Origin of the sequence: Metabacillus halosaccharovorans, assembly GCF_002019635.1 — a bacterium.
Taxonomy (GTDB): Bacteria; Bacillota; Bacilli; order Bacillales; family Bacillaceae; genus Metabacillus; species Metabacillus halosaccharovorans.
The window spans coordinates 2,567,904-2,593,106 of record NZ_KV917371.1; the positions used below are offsets into that span (position 1 = coordinate 2,567,904).

A 25,203-nucleotide genomic window follows, 5' to 3' on the forward strand; every position below is an offset into this window, starting at 1 on the left:
AAGGAGGGACATAAAGAATGCGTCGTATTGATCCAAACAAATTAGAGCTTGAAGAACGCGTAGTTACGGTAAACCGCGTTGCTAAAGTTGTTAAAGGTGGTCGTCGTTTCCGCTTTGCAGCACTTGTTGTTGTAGGTGATAAAAACGGTCATGTAGGTTTCGGTACTGGTAAAGCTCAAGAGGTACCAGAAGCGATTCGTAAAGCAATTGAGGATGCTAAGAAAAACTTAATCGAGGTACCTATGGTAGGTACAACGATTCCTCACCAAATTATCGGACAGTTTGGTGCTGGTAACATCCTTTTAAAACCTGCATCTGAAGGTACTGGAGTTATCGCAGGAGGACCTGTTCGTGCGGTACTTGAGTTAGCTGGTGTAGCTGATATTCTTTCAAAATCTTTAGGTTCAAACACTCCAATCAACATGATTCGTGCAACAATCTCTGGATTAAATGAACTTAAGAGTGCCGAAGAAGTTGCGAAGTTACGTGGAAAAACGGTAGAAGAACTGTTAGGATAAGGAGGGAAAACAATGGCGAATAAGTTAGAAATTACCCTCACTCGCAGTGTGATTGGTCGTCCTGAAGACCAACGTATTACTGTTAAAACACTTGGTCTTAAAAAGTTACATCAAACTGTAGTCCAAGAAGATAATCCTGCGATTCGCGGTATGATTAATAAAGTTGCTCACTTAGTTACAGTTAAAGAACAATAATAGAAATATAAATAAATAAGGAGGTGTCCCGATGAAACTTCATGAGTTGAAACCAGCAGAAGGTTCACGTAAAACACGTAATCGTGTTGGTCGTGGTATCGGTTCTGGTAACGGTAAAACAGCTGGTAAAGGTCATAAAGGACAAAATGCTCGTTCTGGTGGTGGAGTTCGTCCAGGATTCGAAGGTGGTCAAACTCCTTTGTTCCAACGCTTACCTAAACGTGGATTTACGAACATTAACCGCAAGGACTTTGCAATTGTTAACCTTGATGTCCTAAATCGTTTTGAAGATGGCACAGAGGTTACTCCAGAATTCTTACTTGAAACAGGTGTTCTAAGTAATGTTAAGTCTGGTGTTAAAATCCTTGGTAACGGTCAGTTAGAGAAAAAACTTACTGTAAAAGCTAACAAGTTCTCTGCTTCTGCTAAAGAAGCAATTGAATCTGCTGGCGGTACAGCTGAGGTGATCTAATGTTTAAAACAATCTCCAATTTTATGCGCGTGGGTGATATTAGAAGTAAGATCATATTCACCCTTTTAATGTTAGTTGTATTTCGTATTGGAACGTTCATTCCTGTGCCAAATGTTAATGCTGATGTGTTAAGAGCTCAGGATGAACTAAATGTATTCGGAATTCTTAATACCTTCGGTGGTGGTGCACTTTTTAATTTCTCTATTCTCGCAATGGGAATTATGCCGTACATCACAGCTTCGATCATCGTTCAACTTTTACAGATGGATGTTGTACCGAAGTTTACTGAATGGTCTAAACAAGGTGATGTTGGGCGACGTAAGCTTGCTCAATTTACAAGATACTTTACGATAATATTAGGTTTCATCCAGGCGTTAGGTATGTCCTATGGATTTAACACCCAGTCAGGTGGGATGTTAATTGAAAATCCAGGTATAGGAACATACTTATTAATTGCGATTGTCTTAACTGCTGGTACAGCATTCTTGATGTGGTTAGGAGAACAAATCACCTCTAAGGGTGTTGGTAATGGGATTTCCATTATCATTTTTGCTGGGATTGCAGCTGGAATTCCCTCAACTGTTAACCAAATTTATGCACAACAATTTGAAGATGCAGGTGACCAATTATTTATTAAAATAGTGACGGTTGCCATTCTATTATTAGCAATTTTAGCTGTTGTGGTTGGAGTTATCTTTATCCAACAAGCACTTCGTAAAATACCAATTCAATATGCAAAAGGATCCAGTAATAAAAATATGGGTGGAGGACATACAACTCACCTGCCTTTAAAAGTGAATCCTGCCGGTGTAATCCCTGTTATCTTTGCAGTGTCTTTTATTATTACACCACCAACAATTGCAGCATTCTTTGGTCCAAACGATGTCACAGATTGGATTCAGAAAACCTTTGACTACACTCAGCCTATAGGTATGATTATCTACATCGCTTTAATACTTGCTTTCACATACTTTTATACATTTGTTCAAGTTAACCCTGAGCAAATGGCTGAAAACTTGAAGAAACAAGGCGGTTATATTCCTGGAATCCGTCCGGGAAAAAGCACGCAGGAATATGTTACAAAGGTATTATATCGTTTAACTTTTGTTGGTTCTCTTTTCTTAGCAGCTATAGCTGTTCTTCCTGTTTTCTTTATAAAATTTGCTGACCTGCCTCAATCCGCTCAGATTGGTGGAACAAGTTTACTTATCGTTGTCGGCGTTGCCTTAGAGACGATGAAGCAGCTTGAAAGTCAGTTAGTGAAACGTCATTATAAGGGCTTTATTAAATAATGAGGATATGGGAAATCCTTCCCATTCCCTCTAAATAGAGACTGAGGGGGGAATACAAATGAATCTAGTATTGATGGGTCTTCCAGGTGCTGGTAAAGGTACTCAAGCTGAACGTATTGTAGAAAAATACAATATCCCTCATATCTCGACAGGAGATATGTTCAGAGCTGCTATGAAAGAAGAAACAGAACTAGGTCTTCAAGCAAAATCTTTTATCGACAAGGGTGAATTAGTACCAGATGAAGTAACAATTGGTATTGTTCGCGAGAGATTAGGCAAGAATGATTGCCAAAAAGGTTTTTTGTTAGACGGTTTTCCTAGAACAGTAGCTCAGGCAGATGCGCTTGAGGGAATTCTATCAGAGCTTAACAAACAGATTGATTACGTTATTAACATTGAAGTGAACAAAGATATCTTAATGGAACGTTTAACTGGTCGTCGAATCTGTAAACAGTGTGGCGCAACTTACCATTTAGTATTTAACCCGCCTGCTAATGAAGGCAAGTGTGATAAATGTGGTGGAGAGCTCTATCAACGTGCAGATGATAACGAAGAAACGGTTGCAAATCGTTTGGAAGTTAACCTCCAACAAACTCAACCTCTATTAGACTTCTATAACGAAAAAGGTTATTTACGAAACATAGATGGTGAGCAGGATATTGACATGGTATTTAATGATGTTGATCAGCTGGTTGGAGGACTAGGTGCATGATCATTTGTAAGACTCAGCGTGAACTTGATATTATGCGAGAAGCCGGCCGCATTGTGGCTTTAACTCATAAAGAGTTAAAAAAACATGTTAAACCTGGTATTACTACAAAAGAATTGGATGCAATTGCCGAAAAGTTTATTCGTGCAAATGATGCAATTCCTTCTTTTAAAGGGTATAATGGTTTCCGCGGAAGTATATGTGCTTCAGTAAATGAAGAACTTGTTCACGGGATACCGGGTGACCGCGTATTAAATGAAGGGGATATCATTAGTATCGACATTGGTGCGAAATATAATGGATATCATGGTGATTCTGCTTGGACATACGCTGTTGGCAAAATTTCCGATGAAGCCCAAAAACTGTTAGATGTAACAGAACAATCTCTATTTAATGGCTTGGAGGAAGCAAAAGCTGGAGTTCGATTGTCCAATATCTCTCATGCAATTCAGACTTTTGTCGAACAACACGGTTTTTCGGTTGTTAGAGAATATGTTGGTCATGGAGTAGGGCAGGAATTACATGAAGATCCACAAATTCCACATTATGGTCCACCTAATAAAGGACCAAGATTAAAGCCAGGTATGGTATTAGCGATCGAACCTATGGTTAATGCAGGTACCCGATATGTTAAAACGTTGGCAGATGATTGGACTGTTGTTACAGTAGACGGTAAGTATTGTGCCCATTTCGAGCATACAATTGCCATTACTGAAGATGGCTTTGAGATTCTGACAATAGAGTAAATGAAGGTGACATTGCTTATTTTAGATCGGGATTTCCATTCCTGGTGTGTATGTGCTTGTCTAGCACCGACTGGATGAGCTATAATATATGCGCCAATTGAAAAGGAATTCGTTTTTTTGACGGAGAAAAGCGAAAGTTTCTCTCTCTGATTGAAGGGATGTTCATCATCAAGAATTACTAATTAGCGTATCTCCAGAAGTTCAGACAGTATAATGGAAACATGTCGTATGACAAATGGAAGTTTGTCGATGAGCAAGTTACTGATTTGAAGAAGGGAGAACAGTTCAATGGCAAAAGACGATGTAATTGAAGTTGAAGGAACTGTTGTTGAAACATTACCAAATGCAATGTTTAAGGTAGAACTAGAGAACGGTCATACGGTTTTAGCGCATGTATCCGGAAAGATTCGCATGCATTTCATTCGTATTTTACCAGGAGACAAAGTTACGGTAGAATTATCTCCATATGATTTAACTCGTGGCAGAATTACGTACCGTTTTAAATAATTTAGCACTCCGTACTACTAAGGAGGTATTAAAATCATGAAGGTCAGACCATCTGTTAAACCGATTTGTGAAAAATGTAAAGTCATTCGCAGAAAAGGCAAAGTCATGGTTATTTGTGAGAATCCTAAACATAAGCAAAAACAAGGTTAATCTATAAGGAGGTGCAAGCATAATGGCTCGTATTGCAGGTGTTGATATTCCTCGCGACAAACGTGTTGTGATTTCTTTAACATATATTTTTGGGATCGGACGCTCTACTGCTCAGAAAGTTTTAGCTGAAGCTGGTGTTTCTGAAGATACACGTGTACGTGATTTAACGGAAGAAGAATTAGGGAAAATCCGTGATGTAATCGATAAGTTAAAGGTTGAGGGTGACCTTCGTCGTGAAGTTTCACTTAATATTAAACGTCTAATCGAAATCGGTTCATTCCGTGGTATCCGTCACCGTCGTGGCTTACCAGTCCGCGGTCAAAACACGAAAAACAATGCTCGTACACGTAAAGGACCACGTCGTACTGTAGCAAACAAGAAGAAATAAGGTAAAAGGAGGTTAACCAATAATGGCACGTAAAACGAATACTCGTAAACGTCGTGTGAAAAAGAATATTGAAAGTGGAATTGCTCATATCCGTTCAACATTCAATAACACGATCGTGACAATTACTGACACTCATGGTAATGCAATTTCATGGTCAAGTGCTGGTGCGTTAGGTTTTAGAGGTTCTCGTAAATCTACTCCTTTCGCTGCACAAATGGCTGCGGAAACTGCTGCAAAAGCATCACAGGATCATGGATTAAAAACTCTAGAAGTTACTGTTAAAGGACCGGGTGCAGGACGTGAAGCTGCAATCCGTTCACTACAAGCTGCAGGTCTTGAAGTAACTGCAATTAGAGACGTAACTCCTGTTCCACATAATGGATGCCGTCCACCAAAACGTCGTCGTGTGTAAATTTTCTGTATAGATTTTGTATCCCTGTCAATAATGGGTTATGATACAGTATATAAGTTCTAGCAGAATTCACTCTGTTGTTGTGCACATTCGGGAACTTTTGAATGGGGAATTTCGGTTAGACGCTAGTTTAATGATTTGTCTAGCCGGGGTTTCGACGTTTTGAAGGAGGGTTTATAGATGATAGAAATTGAAAAACCAAAAATCGAAACGGTTGAAATCAGCGATGATGCCAAGTATGGTAAATTCGTCGTCGAGCCACTTGAGCGTGGATATGGTACAACTTTGGGTAACTCCTTACGTCGTATCCTTTTATCCTCACTCCCTGGTGCCGCTGTAACATCGATCCAAATAGATGGCGTACTTCATGAGTTTTCAACGATCGAAGGTGTTGTTGAAGATGTTACTTCGATTATCTTAAACATTAAAAAGCTTGCTCTTAAAATCTATTCAGATGAAGAAAAGACGCTAGAAATTGATGTTCAAGGCGAAGGTAGTGTTACTGCATCAGATATTACTCATGATAGTGATGTAGAAATTCTGAATCCAGATCTTCATATCGCTACTCTTGCTTCAGATGCAAGCTTCAGAATGAGGCTTACAGCTAAGCGTGGACGTGGTTACACTCCAGCTGATTCAAATAAAAGAGAGGACCAACCTATTGGTGTTATTCCGATCGATTCGATCTTTACGCCGGTTTCACGTGTTTCCTACCAAGTAGAAAAAACTCGTGTTGGTCAAGTTGCTAACTATGATAAGCTGACTCTTGATGTTTGGACAGATGGAAGTACTGGCCCTAAAGAGGCGATTGCTCTTGGTTCAAAGATCCTAACTGAACACTTAAATATTTTTGTGGGGCTTACTGATGAAGCTCAGAATGCAGAAATTATGGTGGAAAAAGAAGAGGATCAGAAAGAAAAAGTTCTAGAGATGACGATTGAAGAATTAGATCTATCTGTTCGTTCTTACAACTGTTTAAAACGTGCCGGTATTAATACCGTACAAGAGCTTGCTCATAAAACAGAAGAAGACATGATGAAAGTTCGTAATCTTGGTCGTAAATCTTTAGAAGAAGTTAAGGCGAAATTAGAAGAACTAGGTTTAGGTCTTCGAAAAGACGACTGATGACTAGTTTGTAATAAACTAGCGTTTTCGTATGCTATCATTAGAGAATAGCTTTCAGCCTATAAATCCATGAAATAACATTCATTATTTAATGAAGGAGGGGACATCTCATGTCATACAGAAAATTAGGCCGTACTAGTGCGGGTCGTAAAGCTATGCTTCGTGACCTAACTACTGATCTAATCATCAGTGAGCGTATCGAAACTACTGAAGCTCGTGCGAAAGAATTACGTTCAACTGTTGAAAAGATGATTACACTAGGTAAGCGCGGTGACCTTCATGCACGTCGTTTGGCTGCATCATATGTACGTAACGAAGTTGCTGAGGTTGTATCTGTTACAACTGAAGAAGGTAAAACTAAGGATAAACCTAAATATGCTTTAGAAAAACTTTTCAGTGATATCGCTCCACGTTACGAAGACCGTCAAGGTGGTTACACTCGTATTATGAAACTTGGACCTCGTCGCGGAGACGGTGCTCCAATGGTCATCATTGAATTAGTTTAATATATTTATCACAAGGGCGTGACAGTTTCATAACTGGATCAATGCCCTTTTTTTATATGATCATATAGATTGAAATTCTTATATTAGAGTCAGATCATGGAGATTGTGCTTTAGTTATAGTTTCGGAATTTATAAAAATTCAAACTGTGGCTAAGCGCACGACATCCAGCTCCGAAGCACAGGATGTGAAAGTGCAGTCAGTGCGACAGGACGTCGCGTGTTTTGACTGCCAGTGCCTAGCCCCTCTAGGGTCTAGTCCACAAATGAATTGAAGACAAAGAACGTCTTCTATTCATCTGCACCTTATTTGCCCTAGGCTGTTCAAGGCGCTTGCGCTTTAGTTATTAGCAAGAAAGATTAGGAGAGACGAGAAATGAGAGAGACAATCATCAGTGTGGAAAACATTACTTTTCATTATGATCAAACAGCTCCTCCTGCATTAGATGATGTTTCTATACAAGTTAAAAAGGGAGAATGGCTTGCGATCGTTGGACATAATGGTTCAGGTAAATCTACATTAGCAAGAATTTTAAATGGACTTTATCTACCTGACACTGGAAAAATCCAAGTGTGTGGAATTGAATTAACGCAAGATACTGTGTGGGATGTTCGTAAACACGTAGGAATGGTCTTTCAGAATCCGGATAACCAATTTGTTGGAACTACTGTAAAAGATGATGTAGCATTCGGTTTAGAGAATAATGGTGTTAAAAGAGATGAAATGGTAAATAAAATTGAATGGGCGACAAAAAAGGTAAGAATGGATCAGTTTCTAGAACATGAGCCACATCACCTTTCAGGAGGGCAAAAGCAACGTGTAGCAATAGCTAGTGTAATCGCTGTTCAGCCTGATATTATTATCCTGGATGAAGCTACATCAATGTTAGATCCTATCGGTAGAGGAGAAGTTATCCAAACAGTTCGTGAGCTGAAAGAACAAAGTGACTTGACTGTTATCTCGATTACCCATGATTTAGAAGAGGCCTCAAAGGCTGATAGAATAATTGTCATGAATGGTGGAAAAAAATTCACAGAAGGTACTCCTGATGAAATTTTCCAATTAGATGATCAGTTGGTGAAAATTGGTTTGGATTTACCATTCCCACTACAATTAAGCAAACGACTAAGAGAAGCCGGTATTCCTATCAAGGATCATCATTTAACTGAAGAAGGGTTGGTGGAAGAGCTATGGACATTACATTTAAAAATGTAGAGCACCGATATCAGGCTCGGACACCGTTTGAAAAATTAGCGTTATATGATGTGAATTTATCCGTTAAAAAGGAGTCTTATGTATCTATTATTGGGCACACTGGTTCTGGTAAGTCAACAATACTTCAACATTTAAATGGATTGTTAAAGCCAACAGAAGGATCTATTCAAATTGGAGACCACGTTATTGAGGCAGGTAAAAAACAAAAGAATTTAAAAGAAGTGAGAAGACTAGTAGGAATTGTCTTTCAATTTCCGGAGCATCAACTGTTTGAAGAAACGGTTGAGAAGGATATTGCGTTTGGACCGATGAACTTTGGTGTTAATGAGAAGGATGCATATGAAAGAGCAAGGAAGTCTTTACAACTTGTTGGTTTACCAGAATCAATACTTCAGAAATCACCGTTTGACTTAAGTGGTGGCCAAATGAGAAGAGTAGCCATTGCAGGTGTTTTAGCAATGGGTCCTGAAGTGCTTGTATTGGATGAACCAACAGCAGGATTGGATCCTAAAGGTCGAAAAGAAATGATGGATTTATTTTATCGTCTCAAAGAAGAGAGAAATCTTACAATTATCCTTGTCACTCATAGTATGGAGGATGCTGCAAAATATGCTGATGAAATGATAGTCATGCATAAAGGCACGATTGCTATGCGAGGTACCCCTAGAGAAATCTTTAGCCAAGGTGAAAAGGTAACTTCTTACGGATTGGATTTGCCTGAAACTGTTAAATTTCAACAAAAACTAAAGGATAAAGGGTTGGCTTTTGAGGAAATCCCACTTACTCTAGATGAGGCTGTTATGCAAATAAAAGCTCTTATGAAAGAGGAGGATCATCTATGATGAATAGTATGATAATCGGGAAATATGTACCAGGTGATTCTCCTGTTCATAGAATGGATCCCAGAGCGAAGTTATTAATGATATTCGCTTTTGTCTTTATCGTTTTTTTAGCTAATAATTTATTCACGTATATCCTTTTAGGTATTTACACATTAATGATCATACTTATGACAAAGTTACCTATTCAATTTTTAATTAGAGGGCTAAAGCCTGTTTTGTGGGTTATTCTCTTTACTTTCCTTTTACATCTGTTTGTAACGAAGGAAGGGAATGTTTTGCTTGATCTGGGTTTTTTGAAAATATATGAAGAGGGATTGATCCAGGGAATTTATATATCTCTTCGTTTCTTTTATCTTATATTAATTACCACGATCTTAACGTTAACCACAACACCTATTGAAATTACGGATGGGATGGAGAGCCTATTAGGACCTCTGAAAAAAGTTAGATTACCTGTACATGAGCTTGCTTTAATGATGTCCATCTCGTTAAGATTTATCCCAACCTTAATGGAAGAAACAGATAAAATCTTAAAAGCACAAATGGCTAGAGGCGTAGACTTCACTGGAGGCCCTATAAAGGATCGATTTAAGGCCATAGTACCATTGCTTGTTCCTCTCTTTATCAGTGCGTTTAAGCGTGCAGAAGAGCTAGCTACAGCTATGGAGGCACGGGGCTACAGAGGGGGAGAAGGCAGGACAAAGCTTAGACAATTACACTGGGGTATAAAAGACACATTATTTCTTATTTTATTAGTCGTGTTAGGGCTGGCTTTACTATATTTGCGTACGTAGGAGAAAAAGAATGAGGGTTAAATGTATTGTTTCTTATGATGGTACACACTTTAGCGGCTATCAAGTTCAACCGAATAAAAGGACAGTACAAAGTGAAATAGAGGCTGTTCTTACGAAGCTTCATAAAGGCCAATCAGTGAAAGTACATGCTTCTGGTAGGACTGATGCAAATGTACATGCACTAGGACAGGTTATTCACTTTGATACAACATTAACAATTCCTCCTGAAAAGTGGCCGTATGCCCTGAATAGTCTATTACCAATTGATATTGTCATTTTGGAAGCTGAGTATGTTGCAGATCACTTTCATTCGCGATTTAATGCTAGAAAAAAGGAATATCGTTATAAAATCTCAACACAAAAATTACCCAATGTATTTAAAAGAGATTATACCTACCATTTTCCTTATGCTTTAGATATAGAATCAATCAAAAAGGCTTGTCATCACCTCTGTGGTACACATGATTTCACTAGTTTTTGTGTTGCGAAAACTGAGGTAGAGGACAAGGTTAGAACGATCTACTCAATAGATTTAATTGAAGAGGGAACAGACCTTACTTTTTGTTTTACAGGGAATGGTTTCCTCTATAATATGGTGCGAATATTAACGGGAACTTTATTAGAAGTAGGCCAAGGTAAAAAAACACCTGATCAAATCCCTTTTATACTTGAAGGGAAGGATCGATCCCTAAGTGGTAAAACAGCACCGGGTCATGGATTATATTTATGGAAAGTTTATTATGACAACTAAACCAGGTGTAACATTCTCTTGACATTAGGTTCTATACGGTATATCATATCTAATGGTATGTATTTCAACCCCACGAATAAGCCCCGGAAACTTATCGTGTTATGAAATAGAATAGGAACCATCTTTATTTTAATCATTAGGAGGAAAACACATATGCGTACAACGTTTATGGCAAACGCTGCAAATATCGAACGTAAATGGTACGTAGTAGATGCTGAAGGCAAAACTTTAGGTCGCCTTGCAAGTGAAGTTGCATCTATTCTACGTGGTAAGCACAAACCAACTTACACACCACACGTTGACACTGGAGATCATGTAATTCTAATCAACGCTGAGAAAATCGAATTAACTGGTAAAAAATTAACTGATAAAATTTATTACCGTCATAGCCAATTCCCTGGCGGATTAAAATCAAGAACTGCATTAGAAATGCGCACGAACTATCCTGAGAAAATGCTTGAATTAGCAATCAAAGGTATGCTTCCAAAAGGTTCTTTAGGTCGTCAAATGGCTAAAAAATTACATGTATATGCTGGTAGCGAACATCCACACCAAGCACAACAACCAGAAGTTTACGAACTTCGCGGATAATTATAAGAGGAGGTTATTAATTTGGCACAGGTTCAATATTACGGTACAGGCCGTCGTAAAAGCTCAGTAGCACGTGTACGTTTAGTACCAGGCGAAGGTCGTATTGTTGTAAATAGTCGTGATATTAAAGAATATATCCCATCAGCAGCACTAATTGAAGATATTAAACAACCATTAAACTTAACTGAAACTGCAGGTAGCTATGATGTACTTGTTAATGTTTCAGGTGGTGGATATGCAGGTCAAGCAGGCGCTATCCGTCATGGTATCTCTCGTGCTTTATTAGAAGCAGATCCAGAATACCGTGCATCACTTAAGCGCGCTGGTCTATTAACTCGTGACGCTCGTATGAAAGAACGTAAAAAATACGGTCTTAAAGGCGCTCGTCGTGCACCTCAGTTCTCAAAACGTTAATTTTGCGTTACAAAAGGCTCTCAAGCAATTTGCTTGGGGCCTTTTTTATATATTAAGAATTGTCTCCATCAGTTAATCTTACAGTAACTTCATAGAGCTACAATTGAGTTTTTAAAAAAACAAATTAGGCTAATATTTAGTTTACTTTAATGGGTGACGTTCATACTTTAAATTAGTCAAGATCCTAGACATTGTAACTGGAGGCTTCTAACTAAAATGAGTAAAACGTTTATTTCCCTAAAAGATTATAAAAAGATACTGAATCTAATTGAAACGGAAAAGGCTATAAAAAAGTTAAAAAATTATTTTGAGATGTATTTATCAGAATCGCTAAATTTAATTATGATTTCAGCTCCGCTAGTGGTAGTAGAAGGCCGTGGAATAAATGATAATTTAAATGGCGTAGAGCGGATTGTATCTTTCGATGCAGCAGATGTTGGAAAAAGTAGGATAGAAATTGTCCAATCATTGGCCAAGTGGAAAAGAGTTGCGATTGGACGATATGGCTTCAAGGTAGGTGAGGGTCTATATACAAATATGAATGCAATAAGAAGAGATGAACGGTTGGATCATCTGCATTCCTTGTATGTAGATCAATGGGATTGGGAGAAGGCAATTAGCCAGGAGGAACGCAATGAGGAAATGCTAAAACAAGAAGTAAACAAAATTTACCGTGCCATTAAACAAACAGAACTTTATATGTATGAACAATATTCGGAACTTCAACCAACGCTTCCTAACGAAATTGTATTTATTACTACACAGGAGCTCGAACACCATTACCCTCATCTATCACCAAAAGAAAGAGAAAATGAAATTGCTAAAGAACAAGGTGCTGTATTTATTATGGGAATTGGAGGAACTCTGCCATCTGGTGAAAAGCATGATGGACGATCTCCAGATTATGATGACTGGACATTAAATGGGGATATCATCCTTTGGAATCCTATATTAAAGTGTGCATTTGAGGTATCATCAATGGGTATTAGAGTTGATCGAAAAGCACTTTTGAAACAATTAAGAGCTTCAAATTGTGAAGAACGTAAAACACTTGAATATCATCAAGCGATTCTGAATGATAAACTTCCTTTTACAATTGGTGGAGGAATCGGACAGTCACGGTTGTGTATGTTCCTTTTAAAAAAGGCACATATTGGGGAGGTTCAAGCATCGGTATGGAGTGAAGAAATAATCAAAGAATGTATAGAAAGAAATATATCTTTGCTATGAATAAAAGTTGATATTTTAGTATGTAAAAAAGACATCAGGAAGAGATGTCCTTTTTAATTTTTTCTACCACTATTTGCTTCATTATACGGTTCCTCTGTTTCTTTGCTTTTTTCATCGTGAGTTGGATGTGCTCCAGGATCCTGTCTAGGTAAGTCTTCATGGAAATTGCGATCTTCATACACAAAATTGCTATAGAATTGTTGTCCATGTTTCCATGGAGTTTCCTTATTCTTTACAGGTTCTGTTTTTCCCTCAGGTGATCCGAAAGGACCTTCCGGATACTCCTCTGCAGTTAAAAAGGTTCTTTGTGTCTCAACGTTTGAAAAATCAGTATAAAATTCATCTTTGTTTCTCAAGATTAATTACTCCTTTTAAGTAGTGTGTCATCATCTTAATTTGTCCAATTCTAAAGTGAACGCAAAGCTTCATCCAATCCTTCATACCCATTCATATCTTTTGAGTTAGGCTCATCTGTTTCAACTGTCCATTCATTATTAGCAGCTGACAGCTGACCACTTTCATTTTTTAAGTATGGGGTATGTACCATAAAGGTTTTTCCATCTTTTCTTATTGTATACCCCATATGATATTGATCCTTTTGTCCTTGCTCTTCAAAAACACCGATATCTTCAATATCATATTTACTTATTAATGGTTGAAAAGCCTTTTGAAGATCATTTATTACTTCATCACGATTACTAAATTTCATTTTTTATAACGTCCTTTCCATTGTTTATTCTTAATATGCCTATCAAGTTGCTTTTTCATCATAAAAAGAAAGAAAAAGCATCTCGTTAAATATCAATCAAATTTTTCCTCATTGTTCCTGAAAAACTCGCAGCCTTTTTTGTTTCTTCTAATATGTGATCGAGCGAAAGATTTTGTTTTAAAGCTAAGTATTGTTTTATTTGTTCAAAGGCTACCTTCATTTGGTGCCAGCCTGGAGTAATTCCAACTATGATGAGTTTTGCTTGATCATTTATAAATTCATTATGTGGTGAGTAATACATTGATAATTCATTTTCACTTGCAATTGAAAATGCATCTGTTAATAAATCTTGTTTTGTCAATGGTTTTGTTATATCAAGTGATTGTATAGCAGGTAAAAAAGTTTGAAGTTTTGTTTCTATCATCAATATCCGCTCCTAAAAATAATGTGTGTTTAATTTTTATTCTAAAGGTGCTTTTTATTATGTTTCATTTTTTGGAAAGTGATTTTTCATTTCTTGGGAAATGTTTTTATTTCTCAACTAGACCAACCCTTCCTTATCTAGATGAAATTGGAAGACATTTAACGAATGATAAAAAAGGTCTGATAAACAATAGATAGAAAGGGAGGTATTGACATTGACTGAGATCATTTCTTTAAAGCAAAAGAGACATCAAAAAGAATTAAAATATGAAAGAAAGATGCTCAAAGAATTAAATTTAACAGAAATTAAGGCCAAAATTGATCATTGTTTTAGAAGCTTTGAAGGAAAGTTTAAAAAGACGATAATCGAAGACGGATGTATTGACTTTGCGATAGAAGCATTTTTGTTAGGTGCAAAATATAGTCGCTTTGGTTATTATGGAGAATCGATGCAGTCTGCAAATAAACGCTGTCAGTTTGAAGAAAAAAGGTTAATTGATGATTTTTTTGACTATTTAATGAATTGGGGAAAAATTAAAGAAGGCGAATTGTCCATTGAAGAACTTTTTATAGCGTGTGAGTATTTTATCCATTCATGGTGGGAACAGGGCTATACAAAGGGTGAGAAACGATATAAATTGAGACTTCATTAAAGTATTGAAAACCCATGGAACTTTATCATATTCCTTCCGGTTGTCCCATATATTTAACCTGAGGACGAGCAGGAGGGAATGAGATGAAGAAGAAAATAAAATGGGTGGCTTTTATAAGTGGCTTTATTGTGTTATTAATTTTATTTCAATGGCAATTTACGAACAATAATTCATGGGATTCTTGGAACTTACCATTAACAGGGAAAGTTATATACATCGATCCAGGTCATGGAGGCCCGGATGGTGGGGCTGTTGGTAATAATTCTTTAGAAAAGGATATCTCATTAAGTATTTCGTTAATCATAAGAGATTATCTTCAAGAGCAAGGGGCACTTGTGTTACTAACTCGAGAAGAGGATGTAGATCTTGCAGATGAGGATACAAAAGGATACAGCAGACGAAAAGGAGAAGATTTAAAAAAGCGGGTGAATATCATTAATGAGTCTGAGGCTGATTTATTCTTAAGTATCCACCTTAATGCTATTCCTTCATCAAGATGGAGTGGGGCACAAACGTTCTATAGCGGGAGATATATTGAAAATGAACATGTTGCAAAATTTATTCAAGATGAGCTAAGAAGAAATCTTGAGAATACAACCAGAGTTGCAAAACCTATAGATGGTGTTTACCTGCTTAAAAATGTTGAAAAGCCAGGCGCTTTAGTTGAAGTTGGCTTTTTGTCTAATCCAAATGAAGAAGAGCTGCTTTCTACAAAGGTATATCAAGAGAAGGTTGCTGCATCCATCTATAATGGAGTTTTAAGATATTTTTCAAATGAGAAAAATCCACCTGAGTGAAGTAATTACTGATATTCTATCTTCAAGTTAAGATATGGTATACTAATGGAAACGAATTCATGATAAGGGTGGAATAGTATGCTACAAGAAGAAGCACTACGCACAGTAATTGGACAACTCAAAGATCCTTTCTTACATATATCATTAGAAGAGTTACATGCTATAGAAGAAATTAAAATTAAGCAAGAGAAAAAACATGTTAGTTTAAGAATAAGTATCTCAAAAATAAATACACCAGAACAACTACAGTTACAACAGCATATCGTTTCATTAGTAAAAGAAGAAGGTGCTGAATCAGTGGGCCTCCGCTTTCAGGAGCTGCCGCAGGAGACAATTGCATCCTATCAAGATACAAACGAAGGTGAATCAAATTCCTTATTATCACCTGGGAACAAAACAACGTTTGTTGCAATTGCCAGTGGAAAAGGTGGCGTTGGTAAATCAACAGTATCTGTAAATCTAGCTGTAGCTTTAGCACGCCTAGGTAAAAAAGTTGGTCTGATTGATGCAGATATATACGGATTTAGTGTGCCTGATATGATGGGGATCACGAAACGTCCAGAAGTAATAGGAGAAAAAATCATTCCAGTTGAACGTTTTGGCGTCAAAGTAATATCAATGGGGTTCTTTGTTGAAGATAATGCACCAGTCATTTGGAGAGGTCCAATGTTAGGGAAGATGTTAAATAACTTCTTTACCGAAGTCGAATGGGGAGACCTTGACTATCTACTTTTAGATTTACCTCCAGGAACGGGTGATGTTGCTTTAGATGTACACTCTATGCTGCCTGCTTGTAAAGAGATTATTGTCTCCACGCCACACCCAACAGCTGCTTTTGTAGCGGCAAGAGCTGGGGCTATGGCACTTCAAACAGACCATGAAATTATTGGAGTTGTAGAAAACATGGCATATTTTGAAAGTGCAAAAACCGGGGAGAAGGAATATGTATTTGGTCGAGGCGGCGGAGAAAAGCTAGCTGAAGAACTAAGAGTACCTTTACTAGGGAAAATTCCTTTGCAACAGCCTGATTGGAATGATGATGATTTTGCACCTTCTGTATATGCTGCAGATCATCCAATTGGAAGAATCTATACGGATATCGGACAGGAAGTAACAAAGTTATTATCTGTAAAAGCATAAAAAGCGCCCAAGGCGCTTTTTATATTTTGCAAGGATGCAGGTGTTAACTTCCCCCACCTGCACCCTGTTCTTGACCGCCCCCACTGCCTTGTTCTTGTTCTTGGCCTTGTTGGCTGCCACCTGATTGTTGACCAGCTTCTTCTGCTGCTTTTAAAAGAGTCTCCTGGATTTTCACTTTGTAAAGTGGACTTGATAATGTCTCCATTACAATATCTTGTAAATGTTTTCTGAATTCCTGACTTTTTGCAGCCTCGAGCATACTTTTTTCCATTTCAGGGTCTTTCAACACATCTATTAGCATCTTTTGATACTCAGGATCAGTCATTAATCCTTTAATTACTTTTTCATGTTCATCTTTAATGCTTGTTGCGAAACTTTCGACAAACTTAGGATCCTCGAAAACCTTCTTCCAAAATTCTGCACCCTTATCTGAGGTCATCGTTGTTTCAATTGTTTCTTTGACGACATTTTGATCCATGATTAGGACTTGCTTCATTTCTTCGTCTTTCATTACTTCCTGTAATGCTTTTTTACCATCATCTGTTTTAAGTATATCGACAACCATTTTCTTTGTTTCTTCATAGTCCATTTGTGTTCCGGATTCTTCCCTTGGAGCACAGGCGGATAATGCCAAAATACAAACAATGAGAGTCATGAGGAGCGAGCATCTCTTCATGGTAATCCTAGCTCCTTTCAATATTTACTTACTAGTTATATTTTGATTTAGAAAAGAGAATTTATACGAGGAAAATAGCATTCATATGGCTTTTTTTTAAAAGGATTGGTAAAATCAAAAAGGAGTAATGTGATGGAGGATGTAAACGTGAACAGTAGAAATTGGGTACGGTTGTTTTTAAGCACGCTGCTTGTTGGAGGATTAACAACAGGTGTAATTGGGTTTCTTCTTAAGTGGGCAGATTATAAAGATTTATTTTTGAACTTTGAAATCATTGAGATTCTCTCAGTTTTATTTTGGCTATTTGGTGTAGGACTTATATTTAGTGTTATTAGTCAGATGGGCTTTTTTGCTTACTTAACAGTTCATCGATTTGGACTTGGGATATTTAAGTCAGCTTCGCTATGGAATTTTGCTCAAATCATCCTTATCCTCTTCGTCCTATTTGATTTGGCCTATTTCCGCTTTCAATTATTCGCTAATGAAGGAGACACCTTTATTTCGTACATACTCTTGGCCCTTTATGTGCTTATAGTTGGATTGATTGTGGCATTTATTAAAAGAAAAGATACAAATAAAGGGGCATTTATTCCAGCTCTATTCTTTATGATTGTTGTCACAGTTATTGAATGGTTCCCTGCTCTGCGGGTTAATCAGGAAGACTGGTTATTGTTAATGCTGATTCCTTTGCAAGTATGTAATGCCTATCAATTAATCATGCTGCCAAGATTTACTCAGACAAAAAAGAGCTAGCGCTAATGCTGCTCTTTTTTACAGGTAAGGAAGTTTAAGTTTTAAGAGTTAGTTCCATATAGCATCGGCTGTCTATTGCTATCTGTCATATGCTATTTTATTTCACTTCAGAAGACTTTGTTTCAGCATTTGCAATAAGTTCATCGACTGTCACATTTTGAAGCCCTTTACTTCTAATTTCTTTAATAATTGTTGGTAATGCTTGAGCTGTTTGTTTTGCAGAGTCTGATGCATGTAGGAGAACGATGTCTCCACCTTTAATAGTAGATGTCGTATTTTTTATTATTTCTTCTACCCCGGGATTTTGCCAATCGTCAGAGTCTACGCTGTAATGAACAATAGTCAACCCTTGTTGGTCTGCAATCTTGAGTACATCTTTATTAAATCCTCCACTAGGTGGTCGGAGTAAAGTGATGTCCTTCATACCTAATTGTGTAAAAACTTCCTTGGCCAGTGCAAGGTCTTTTCTAACTTCGTTCGGTTCTAAATCTCGATAATCTTCATAATTGTATCCCATGCTTCCAATTTGATGACCATCTTCTTGGATCCGTTTTACAACATCCGGATGTCTTTCAGCCCAAGAAGCAGATAAAAAGAATGTAGCATTGTTTATGTTTTGCTTTTTTAATGTGTCCAAAACAGTTGCAGCTTTTGCATCTCCCCAACTAATATCAAAAGTTAATGCAATTTCTTTATTCTTCGTTTCTCCTCTATAGACTGCTTTCGGCCCCTCAGATGTTGAAAACACAGGATAGTTCAAAGTGTTCTCCACAAATAAGATACCTGCTGTAAAAAAAGCAGCTAGCATAATGAGTGCAAGTTGTTTAATTTTCTTCATATGAATGACATGAAATTGATTCATTACGATCCCCCTTAAAACAGCATACTCTTGAGACAAGTCTATGCTTGGACTTCAATTAAAATGATTAAAAACCCAAATGTTTAGAAAGAATGTAAGGGGAGGTTTAAAAATGATTTATTACTTGTTACATGAAAAAGAGAAAATTGAACTTGAAAGCATAATTAGTCGTGAGATTAGGGAAGCTCATGAACTTATAGGAACTATTGATAGTTCTAATTGGGTAAAAAGAAGAGCCCTTCAAGAAAGAATAAATGTTTTATTTAGTATCAAAAAAAAGTTTGAAAATTAGGTTGACCTTAGGAATTAAAGGTGATATATTATTAAACGTCGCTGCTGAGCGATCTAGAAAAACTTCTTTAAAAAAACAATAAAAAAGAAGTTGACACACGATTCACTAAGTGTTATATTGATAAAGTCGCTTCTGAGAGAACGACAAACAAATGATCTTTGAAAACTAAACAAAACCAAGCGTGCCAACGTTAATTTCGATTAACAAAAACGTACTATAAAGTACAAACTTTTATGAGCTATATCAAACACTTTATTGGAGAGTTTGATCCTGGCTCAGGACGAACGCTGGCGGCGTGCCTAATACATGCAAGTCGAGCGAATCTGAGGGAGCTTGCTCCCAAAGATTAGCGGCGGACGGGTGAGTAACACGTGGGTAACCTGCCTGTAAGATTGGGATAACTCCGGGAAACCGGAGCTAATACCGGATAACATTTTGAACCGCATGGTTCAAAATTGAAAGACGGCTTTTAGCTGTCACTTACAGATGGACCCGCGGCGCATTAGCTAGTTGGTGAGGTAACGGCTCACCAAGGCAACGATGCGTAGCCGACCTGAGAGGGTGATCGGCCACACTGGGACTGAGACACGGCCCAGACTCCTACGGGAGGCAGCAGTAGGGAATCTTCCGCAATGGACGAAAGTCTGACGGAGCAACGCCGCGTGAACGATGAAGGCCTTCGGGTCGTAAAGTTCTGTTGTTAGGGAAGAACAAGTACCAGAGTAACTGCTGGTACCTTGACGGTACCTAACCAGAAAGCCACGGCTAACTACGTGCCAGCAGCCGCGGTAATACGTAGGTGGCAAGCGTTGTCCGGAATTATTGGGCGTAAAGCGCGCGCAGGCGGTTTCTTAAGTCTGATGTGAAAGCCCACGGCTCAACCGTGGAGGGTCATTGGAAACTGGGGAACTTGAGTGCAGAAGAGGAGAGTGGAATTCCACGTGTAGCGGTGAAATGCGTAGAGATGTGGAGGAACACCAGTGGCGAAGGCGACTCTCTGGTCTGTAACTGACGCTGAGGCGCGAAAGCGTGGGGAGCGAACAGGATTAGATACCCTGGTAGTCCACGCCGTAAACGATGAGTGCTAAGTGTTAGAGGGTTTCCGCCCTTTAGTGCTGCAGCAAACGCATTAAGCACTCCGCCTGGGGAGTACGGTCGCAAGACTGAAACTCAAAGGAATTGACGGGGGCCCGCACAAGCGGTGGAGCATGTGGTTTAATTCGAAGCAACGCGAAGAACCTTACCAGGTCTTGACATCCTTCGCTACTTCTAGAGATAGAAGGTTCCCCTTCGGGGGACGAAGTGACAGGTGGTGCATGGTTGTCGTCAGCTCGTGTCGTGAGATGTTGGGTTAAGTCCCGCAACGAGCGCAACCCTTGATCTTAGTTGCCAGCATTCAGTTGGGCACTCTAAGGTGACTGCCGGTGACAAACCGGAGGAAGGTGGGGATGACGTCAAATCATCATGCCCCTTATGACCTGGGCTACACACGTGCTACAATGGATGGTACAAAGGGCTGCAAGACTGCGAAGTCAAGCCAATCCCATAAAACCATTCTCAGTTCGGATTGCAGGCTGCAACTCGCCTGCATGAAGCCGGAATCGCTAGTAATCGCGGATCAGCATGCCGCGGTGAATACGTTCCCGGGCCTTGTACACACCGCCCGTCACACCACGAGAGTTTGTAACACCCGAAGTCGGTGGGGTAACCGTAAGGAGCCAGCCGCCTAAGGTGGGACAGATGATTGGGGTGAAGTCGTAACAAGGTAGCCGTATCGGAAGGTGCGGCTGGATCACCTCCTTTCTAAGGATATGAGGCATGCTTGGTATTTTGTTTAGTTTTGAGAGATCATACGATCTTTCAATAAGTAAGAAAACACATAGGAGTGAAAATGCATTCAGCATTTGATGATCCTGTGCTTTATGTTCCTTGAAAACTAGATAACGAAAACAATTCAAGTAATTCACTGAGTTTAAACGCTTAGTTTAGTGATTCTCTTAATAATAGAACGGATATTCAGTAAGTACTGATATCCTAAGGCGAAGGAGAAGCAAAGAGTACGAGGCGGCGAGTGTTTGAGGAGCGGAGTGGACGTATTTTGTCCATGAGCACCGCAGAACGCGAAGCCAACGAAGTAATCTGCAGCTTATCGTTCGCCGAAGGTTAAGTTGTTAAGGGCGCACGGTGGATGCCTTGGCACTAGGAGCCGATGAAGGACGGTACTAACACCGATATGCTTCGGGGAGCTGTAAGTAAGCTTTGATCCGGAGATTTCCGAATGGGGAAACCCACTGCTCGTAATGGAGTAGTATTTTTACCTGAATACATAGGGTAATAAAGGCAGACCCGGGGAACTGAAACATCTAAGTACCCGGAGGAAGAGAAAGCAAACGCGATTTCCTGAGTAGCGGCGAGCGAAACGGAATTAGCCCAAACCAAGAGGCTTGCCTCTTGGGGTTGTAGGACACTCTATACGGAGTTACAAAGGAACGGAGTAAATGAAGAGGTCTGGAAAGGCCCGTCAAAGAAGGTAACAACCCTGTAGTTGAAACTTCGTTCCCTCCAGAGTGGATCCTGAGTACGGCGGGACACGTGAAATCCCGTCGGAAGCAGGGAGGACCATCTCCCAAGGCTAAATACTCCCTAGTGACCGATAGTGAACCAGTACCGTGAGGGAAAGGTGAAAAGCACCCCGGAAGGGGAGTGAAAGAGATCCTGAAACCGTGTGCCTACAAGTAGTCAAAGCCCGTTAATGGGTAATGGCGTGCCTTTTGTAGAATGAACCGGCGAGTTACGATCCCGTGCAAGGTTAAGTTGATAAGACGGAGCCGCAGCGAAAGCGAGTCTGAATAGGGCGAATGAGTACGTGGTCGTAGACCCGAAACCAGGTGATCTACCCATGTCCAGGGTGAAGTTCAGGTAACACTGAATGGAGGCCCGAACCCACGCACGTTGAAAAGTGCGGGGATGAGGTGTGGGTAGCGGAGAAATTCCAATCGAACTTGGAGATAGCTGGTTCTCTCCGAAATAGCTTTAGGGCTAGCCTTGAAATGAGAGTCTTGGAGGTAGAGCACTGATTGGACTAGGGGCCCCCATCGGGTTACCGAATTCAGTCAAACTCCGAATGCCAAAGACTTATGTTCAGGAGTCAGACTGCGAGTGATAAGATCCGTAGTCAAGAGGGAAACAGCCCAGACCACCAGCTAAGGTCCCAAAGTATACGTTAAGTGGAAAAGGATGTGGAGTTGCTTAGACAACCAGGATGTTGGCTTAGAAGCAGCCACCATTTAAAGAGTGCGTAATAGCTCACTGGTCGAGTGACTCTGCGCCGAAAATGTACCGGGGCTAAACGTATCACCGAAGCTGTGGATTGTTCTTTTAGAACAATGGTAGGAGAGCGTTCTAAGGGCTGAGAAGCGAGACCGGAAGGACTCGTGGAGCGCTTAGAAGTGAGAATGCCGGTATGAGTAGCGAAAGAGGGGTGAGAATCCCCTCCACCGAATGCCTAAGGTTTCCTGAGGAAGGCTCGTCCGCTCAGGGTTAGTCGGGACCTAAGCCGAGGCCGAAAGGCGTAGGCGATGGCCAACAGGTTGAAATTCCTGTACCACCTCCTCACCATTTGAGCAATGGGGGGACGCAGAAGGATAGGGTAAGCGCGCTGTTGGATATGCGCGTCCAAGCAGTTAGGCTGACAATGAGGCAAATCCCATTGTCACATAAGCTGAGCTGTGATGGCGAGGGAACTATAGTACCGAAGTTCCTGATTCCACACTGCCAAGAAAAGCCTCTAGCGAGGTGAGAGGTGCCCGTACCGCAAACCGACACAGGTAGGCGAGGAGAGAATCCTAAGGTGAGCGAGAGAACTCTCGTTAAGGAACTCGGCAAAATGACCCCGTAACTTCGGGAGAAGGGGTGCTTTTTAGGGTGAATAGCCCGGAAAAGCCGCAGTGAATAGGCCCAGGCGACTGTTTAGCAAAAACACAGGTCTCTGCGAAGCCGCAAGGCGAAGTATAGGGGCTGACGCCTGCCCGGTGCTGGAAGGTTAAGGGGAGAGGTTAGCGCAAGCGAAGCTTTGAACCGAAGCCCCAGTAAACGGCGGCCGTAACTATAACGGTCCTAAGGTAGCGAAATTCCTTGTCGGGTAAGTTCCGACCCGCACGAAAGGCGTAACGATCTGGGCACTGTCTCAACGAGAGACTCGGTGAAATTATAGTACCTGTGAAGATGCAGGTTACCCGCGACAGGACGGAAAGACCCCGTGGAGCTTTACTGTAGCCTGATATTGAATTTTGGTACAGCTTGTACAGGATAGGTAGGAGCCTGAGAAGCCGGAGCGCTAGCTTCGGTGGAGGCGTCGGTGGGATACTACCCTGGCTGTATTGAAATTCTAACCCACAGCCCTGATCGGGCTGGGAGACAGTGTCAGGTGGGCAGTTTGACTGGGGCGGTCGCCTCCTAAAATGTAACGGAGGCGCCCAAAGGTTCCCTCAGAATGGTTGGAAATCATTCGTAGAGTGTAAAGGCACAAGGGAGCTTGACTGCGAGACCTACAAGTCGAGCAGGGACGAAAGTCGGGCTTAGTGATCCGGTGGTTCCGCATGGAAGGGCCATCGCTCAACGGATAAAAGCTACCCCGGGGATAACAGGCTTATCTCCCCCAAGAGTCCACATCGACGGGGAGGTTTGGCACCTCGATGTCGGCTCATCGCATCCTGGGGCTGTAGTCGGTCCCAAGGGTTGGGCTGTTCGCCCATTAAAGCGGTACGCGAGCTGGGTTCAGAACGTCGTGAGACAGTTCGGTCCCTATCCGTCGTGGGCGTAGGAAATTTGAGAGGAGCTGTCCTTAGTACGAGAGGACCGGGATGGACGCACCGCTGGTGTACCAGTTGTCTTGCCAAAGGCATAGCTGGGTAGCTATGTGCGGAAGGGATAAGTGCTGAAAGCATCTAAGCATGAAGCCCCCCTCAAGATGAGATTTCCCATCACATTAGTGAGTAAGATCCCTGAAAGATGATCAGGTTGATAGGTCAGAGGTGGAAGCGCGGTGACGTGTGGAGCTGACTGATACTAATCGATCGAGGACTTAACCTAAATAGAAAAGCGGAAGAAGCCCGCTTAAATCCATAGGGAATTGGAGCGATCGAGATGAAGTCGTTCTTTGACTTCTTTGAGAGAGTGAAATTACCGTAGGATTTGGCTTCTGGAGCTGGACAAAGTAAGAGCATAAACTCAGTAGAGTGAATTGAATTGTGAATCGTTATCTAGTTTTGAAGGAATATTTAAAGTTTTTTAAAAAAAGACTTGAAAAATTCTTTCAAAATAGTATAATCATTCTTGTCGCAGTTATCTGGTGATGATGGCGAAGAGGTCACACCCGTTCCCATGCCGAACACGGAAGTTAAGCTCTTCAGCGCCGATGGTAGTTGGAGGTTTCCTCCTGTGAGAGTAGGACATTGCCAGGTTGTAATAGAATGTTATACAAAAGGAAGGCATGCTAAATTCGCGACGTCCTGTCGCAACGCATGCACTTGCACATCCTGTGCTTCGGAGGATTAGCTCAGCTGGGAGAGCACCTGCCTTACAAGCAGGGGGTCGGCGGTTCGATCCCGTCATCCTCCACCATAATATTTCAAACATAATACTAAGCCGGTGTAGCTCAACTGGTAGAGCAACTGACTTGTAATCAGTAGGTTGGGGGTTCAAGTCCTCTCGCCGGCACCACTCATTATTATTATTTAATGAGCCATTAGCTCAGTTGGTAGAGCATCTGACTTTTAATCAGAGGGTCGAAGGTTCGAGTCCTTCATGGCTCACCATTTACACACCGTGCGGGTGTGGCGGAATTGGCAGACGCGCTAGACTTAGGATCTAGTGTCCTTGTGACGTGGGGGTTCAAGTCCCTTCACCCGCACCATTAATATCAAGCGGAAGTAGTTCAGTGGTAGAACACCACCTTGCCAAGGTGGGGGTCGCGGGTTCGAATCCCGTCTTCCGCTCCAGTAAGTGCCGGGGTGGCGGAACTGGCAGACGCACAGGACTTAAAATC

29 protein-coding genes, 5 tRNA genes and 3 rRNA genes are annotated in these 25,203 nt (G+C 40.5%); 32 read left to right on the plus strand and 5 right to left on the minus strand.

Going from position 1 to position 25,203, the window contains the following annotated elements; genetic code table 11:
• Positions 1-17: 17 nt before the first annotated feature.
• The 19 genes from rpsE (at position 18) to asnA (ending at position 12,855) form a co-directional block, all read left to right on the plus strand.
• Positions 18-518, plus strand: coding sequence for a 30S ribosomal protein S5 (gene rpsE, locus BK577_RS12315; protein WP_078433109.1), 501 nt, complete (start codon positions 18-20; stop codon positions 516-518).
• Between the two features lie 12 nt (positions 519-530).
• On the plus strand, positions 531-713 hold the full coding sequence (gene rpmD, locus BK577_RS12320) for a 50S ribosomal protein L30 (RefSeq protein ID WP_026561237.1): 183 nt from the start codon (positions 531-533) through the stop codon (positions 711-713).
• Positions 714-744: 31 nt separating this feature from the next.
• Positions 745-1,185 carry a 50S ribosomal protein L15 gene (gene rplO, locus BK577_RS12325; RefSeq protein WP_078433110.1) on the plus strand — a complete coding sequence of 147 codons (441 nt, stop codon included), beginning with the start codon at positions 745-747 and terminating at the stop codon, positions 1,183-1,185.
• On the plus strand, positions 1,185-2,477 hold the full coding sequence (secY, locus tag BK577_RS12330) for a preprotein translocase subunit SecY (protein WP_078433111.1): 1,293 nt from the start codon (positions 1,185-1,187) through the stop codon (positions 2,475-2,477). Before rplO ends, secY begins: the two co-directional genes overlap by 1 nt.
• 58 nt (positions 2,478-2,535) lie before the next feature.
• Positions 2,536-3,189 (plus strand): adenylate kinase, encoded by a 654-nt coding sequence (locus tag BK577_RS12335; RefSeq protein WP_078433112.1) that lies wholly within the window; start codon positions 2,536-2,538, stop codon positions 3,187-3,189.
• Positions 3,186-3,932: a type I methionyl aminopeptidase gene (map, locus tag BK577_RS12340; protein ID WP_078433113.1), complete on the plus strand. Its 747-nt coding sequence runs from the start codon at positions 3,186-3,188 to the stop codon at positions 3,930-3,932. The genes BK577_RS12335 and map overlap by 4 nt, the downstream gene beginning before the upstream one ends.
• A gap of 288 nt (positions 3,933-4,220) precedes the next feature.
• Positions 4,221-4,439, plus strand: coding sequence for a translation initiation factor IF-1 (gene infA, locus BK577_RS12345; protein WP_003348578.1), 219 nt, complete (start codon positions 4,221-4,223; stop codon positions 4,437-4,439).
• Between the two features lie 36 nt (positions 4,440-4,475).
• A complete protein-coding gene (gene rpmJ / locus BK577_RS12350; protein WP_003156543.1) occupies positions 4,476-4,589 on the plus strand; it encodes a 50S ribosomal protein L36 in 114 nt (37 codons plus the stop codon).
• Between the two features lie 22 nt (positions 4,590-4,611).
• Positions 4,612-4,977, plus strand: coding sequence for a 30S ribosomal protein S13 (rpsM, locus tag BK577_RS12355; RefSeq protein ID WP_026561242.1), 366 nt, complete (start codon positions 4,612-4,614; stop codon positions 4,975-4,977).
• A 22-nt stretch (positions 4,978-4,999) separates the two neighbouring features.
• The gene (gene rpsK, locus BK577_RS12360) at positions 5,000-5,389 is read left to right on the plus strand and encodes a 30S ribosomal protein S11 (RefSeq protein ID WP_078433114.1); all 390 of its coding nucleotides are present in this window, start codon (positions 5,000-5,002) and stop codon (positions 5,387-5,389) included.
• 180 nt (positions 5,390-5,569) lie between these two features.
• The gene (locus BK577_RS12365) at positions 5,570-6,514 is read left to right on the plus strand and encodes a DNA-directed RNA polymerase subunit alpha (RefSeq protein WP_026561244.1); all 945 of its coding nucleotides are present in this window, start codon (positions 5,570-5,572) and stop codon (positions 6,512-6,514) included.
• A gap of 110 nt (positions 6,515-6,624) precedes the next feature.
• Positions 6,625-7,020 carry a 50S ribosomal protein L17 gene (rplQ, locus tag BK577_RS12370; protein WP_026561245.1) on the plus strand — a complete coding sequence of 132 codons (396 nt, stop codon included), beginning with the start codon at positions 6,625-6,627 and terminating at the stop codon, positions 7,018-7,020.
• 373 nt (positions 7,021-7,393) lie between these two features.
• Entirely contained in the window at positions 7,394-8,233 is an 840-nt protein-coding gene (locus BK577_RS12375; protein ID WP_078433115.1) for an energy-coupling factor ABC transporter ATP-binding protein, read from the plus strand.
• Positions 8,209-9,075, plus strand: a complete 867-nt coding sequence (locus BK577_RS12380) for an energy-coupling factor ABC transporter ATP-binding protein (protein ID WP_078433116.1) — start codon at positions 8,209-8,211, stop codon at positions 9,073-9,075. The genes BK577_RS12375 and BK577_RS12380 overlap by 25 nt, the downstream gene beginning before the upstream one ends.
• The gene (locus BK577_RS12385; protein ID WP_078433117.1) at positions 9,072-9,869 is read left to right on the plus strand and encodes an energy-coupling factor transporter transmembrane component T family protein; all 798 of its coding nucleotides are present in this window, start codon (positions 9,072-9,074) and stop codon (positions 9,867-9,869) included. The genes BK577_RS12380 and BK577_RS12385 overlap by 4 nt, the downstream gene beginning before the upstream one ends.
• Before the next feature lie 10 nt (positions 9,870-9,879).
• Positions 9,880-10,620: a tRNA pseudouridine(38-40) synthase TruA gene (gene truA, locus BK577_RS12390; RefSeq protein WP_078433118.1), complete on the plus strand. Its 741-nt coding sequence runs from the start codon at positions 9,880-9,882 to the stop codon at positions 10,618-10,620.
• A 153-nt stretch (positions 10,621-10,773) separates the two neighbouring features.
• Entirely contained in the window at positions 10,774-11,211 is a 438-nt protein-coding gene (gene rplM / locus BK577_RS12395; RefSeq protein WP_078433119.1) for a 50S ribosomal protein L13, read from the plus strand.
• A 21-nt stretch (positions 11,212-11,232) separates the two neighbouring features.
• Positions 11,233-11,625, plus strand: a complete 393-nt coding sequence (gene rpsI / locus BK577_RS12400; RefSeq protein ID WP_078433120.1) for a 30S ribosomal protein S9 — start codon at positions 11,233-11,235, stop codon at positions 11,623-11,625.
• A gap of 216 nt (positions 11,626-11,841) precedes the next feature.
• Positions 11,842-12,855: an aspartate--ammonia ligase gene (gene asnA, locus BK577_RS12405; protein WP_078433121.1), complete on the plus strand. Its 1,014-nt coding sequence runs from the start codon at positions 11,842-11,844 to the stop codon at positions 12,853-12,855.
• A gap of 53 nt (positions 12,856-12,908) precedes the next feature.
• Here asnA and BK577_RS12410 read toward each other — a convergent pair whose 3' ends face one another.
• From BK577_RS12410 to BK577_RS12420, 3 genes are all read right to left on the minus strand, one after another.
• Positions 12,909-13,211 (minus strand): hypothetical protein, encoded by a 303-nt coding sequence (locus tag BK577_RS12410; RefSeq protein ID WP_078433122.1) that lies wholly within the window; start codon positions 13,209-13,211, stop codon positions 12,909-12,911.
• 50 nt (positions 13,212-13,261) lie between these two features.
• Positions 13,262-13,564, minus strand: coding sequence for a DUF5634 family protein (locus tag BK577_RS12415; RefSeq protein ID WP_078433123.1), 303 nt, complete (start codon positions 13,562-13,564; stop codon positions 13,262-13,264).
• Positions 13,565-13,649: 85 nt separating this feature from the next.
• Positions 13,650-13,988 (minus strand): hypothetical protein, encoded by a 339-nt coding sequence (locus tag BK577_RS12420; RefSeq protein WP_078433124.1) that lies wholly within the window; start codon positions 13,986-13,988, stop codon positions 13,650-13,652.
• Between the two features lie 214 nt (positions 13,989-14,202).
• Here BK577_RS12420 and BK577_RS12425 point away from each other — a divergent pair, with 214 nt between their 5' ends.
• The 3 genes from BK577_RS12425 to BK577_RS12435 all read left to right on the plus strand — a co-directional run bounded on the left by BK577_RS12425 (position 14,203) and on the right by BK577_RS12435 (position 16,577).
• Positions 14,203-14,640 carry a DUF2521 family protein gene (locus BK577_RS12425; protein WP_078433125.1) on the plus strand — a complete coding sequence of 146 codons (438 nt, stop codon included), beginning with the start codon at positions 14,203-14,205 and terminating at the stop codon, positions 14,638-14,640.
• Positions 14,641-14,723: 83 nt separating this feature from the next.
• Positions 14,724-15,437, plus strand: a complete 714-nt coding sequence (gene cwlD / locus BK577_RS12430) for an N-acetylmuramoyl-L-alanine amidase CwlD (RefSeq protein WP_078433126.1) — start codon at positions 14,724-14,726, stop codon at positions 15,435-15,437.
• Between the two features lie 78 nt (positions 15,438-15,515).
• Positions 15,516-16,577, plus strand: coding sequence for an Mrp/NBP35 family ATP-binding protein (locus BK577_RS12435; RefSeq protein WP_078433127.1), 1,062 nt, complete (start codon positions 15,516-15,518; stop codon positions 16,575-16,577).
• 43 nt (positions 16,578-16,620) lie between these two features.
• On the opposite strand, the gene gerD is transcribed toward BK577_RS12435, so the two are convergent.
• Entirely contained in the window at positions 16,621-17,253 is a 633-nt protein-coding gene (gene gerD, locus BK577_RS12440) for a spore germination lipoprotein GerD (protein ID WP_078433128.1), read from the minus strand.
• A 147-nt stretch (positions 17,254-17,400) separates the two neighbouring features.
• On the opposite strand from gerD, the gene BK577_RS12445 reads away from it, so the two are divergent.
• Complete coding sequence (locus tag BK577_RS12445) at positions 17,401-18,006, plus strand: KinB-signaling pathway activation protein (protein ID WP_078433560.1); 606 nt, start codon at positions 17,401-17,403, stop codon at positions 18,004-18,006.
• Positions 18,007-18,103: 97 nt separating this feature from the next.
• Here the strand turns inward: BK577_RS12445 and pdaB are convergent, their stop codons facing one another.
• Positions 18,104-18,868 (minus strand): polysaccharide deacetylase family sporulation protein PdaB, encoded by a 765-nt coding sequence (pdaB, locus tag BK577_RS12450; protein ID WP_078433129.1) that lies wholly within the window; start codon positions 18,866-18,868, stop codon positions 18,104-18,106.
• 109 nt (positions 18,869-18,977) lie between these two features.
• Here pdaB and BK577_RS12455 point away from each other — a divergent pair, with 109 nt between their 5' ends.
• From BK577_RS12455 to BK577_RS12495, 9 genes are all read left to right on the plus strand, one after another.
• The gene (locus BK577_RS12455; protein WP_078433130.1) at positions 18,978-19,157 is read left to right on the plus strand and encodes a hypothetical protein; all 180 of its coding nucleotides are present in this window, start codon (positions 18,978-18,980) and stop codon (positions 19,155-19,157) included.
• A 252-nt stretch (positions 19,158-19,409) separates the two neighbouring features.
• A 16S ribosomal RNA gene (locus BK577_RS12460) occupies positions 19,410-20,960 on the plus strand.
• A 358-nt stretch (positions 20,961-21,318) separates the two neighbouring features.
• Positions 21,319-24,248, plus strand: a 23S ribosomal RNA gene (locus BK577_RS12465).
• 255 nt (positions 24,249-24,503) lie between these two features.
• A 5S ribosomal RNA gene (gene rrf, locus BK577_RS12470) occupies positions 24,504-24,619 on the plus strand.
• Together the 16S, 23S and 5S rRNA genes with 5 tRNA genes alongside form the textbook arrangement of a ribosomal RNA operon.
• Before the next feature lie 84 nt (positions 24,620-24,703).
• A tRNA-Val gene (locus tag BK577_RS12475) sits at positions 24,704-24,779 on the plus strand.
• 23 nt (positions 24,780-24,802) lie between these two features.
• Positions 24,803-24,878, plus strand: a tRNA-Thr gene (locus BK577_RS12480).
• Between the two features lie 19 nt (positions 24,879-24,897).
• A tRNA-Lys gene (locus BK577_RS12485) sits at positions 24,898-24,973 on the plus strand.
• A gap of 12 nt (positions 24,974-24,985) precedes the next feature.
• Positions 24,986-25,071 (plus strand) — tRNA-Leu (locus BK577_RS12490).
• A 10-nt stretch (positions 25,072-25,081) separates the two neighbouring features.
• A tRNA-Gly gene (locus tag BK577_RS12495) sits at positions 25,082-25,156 on the plus strand.
• Positions 25,157-25,203 lie beyond the last annotated feature (47 nt).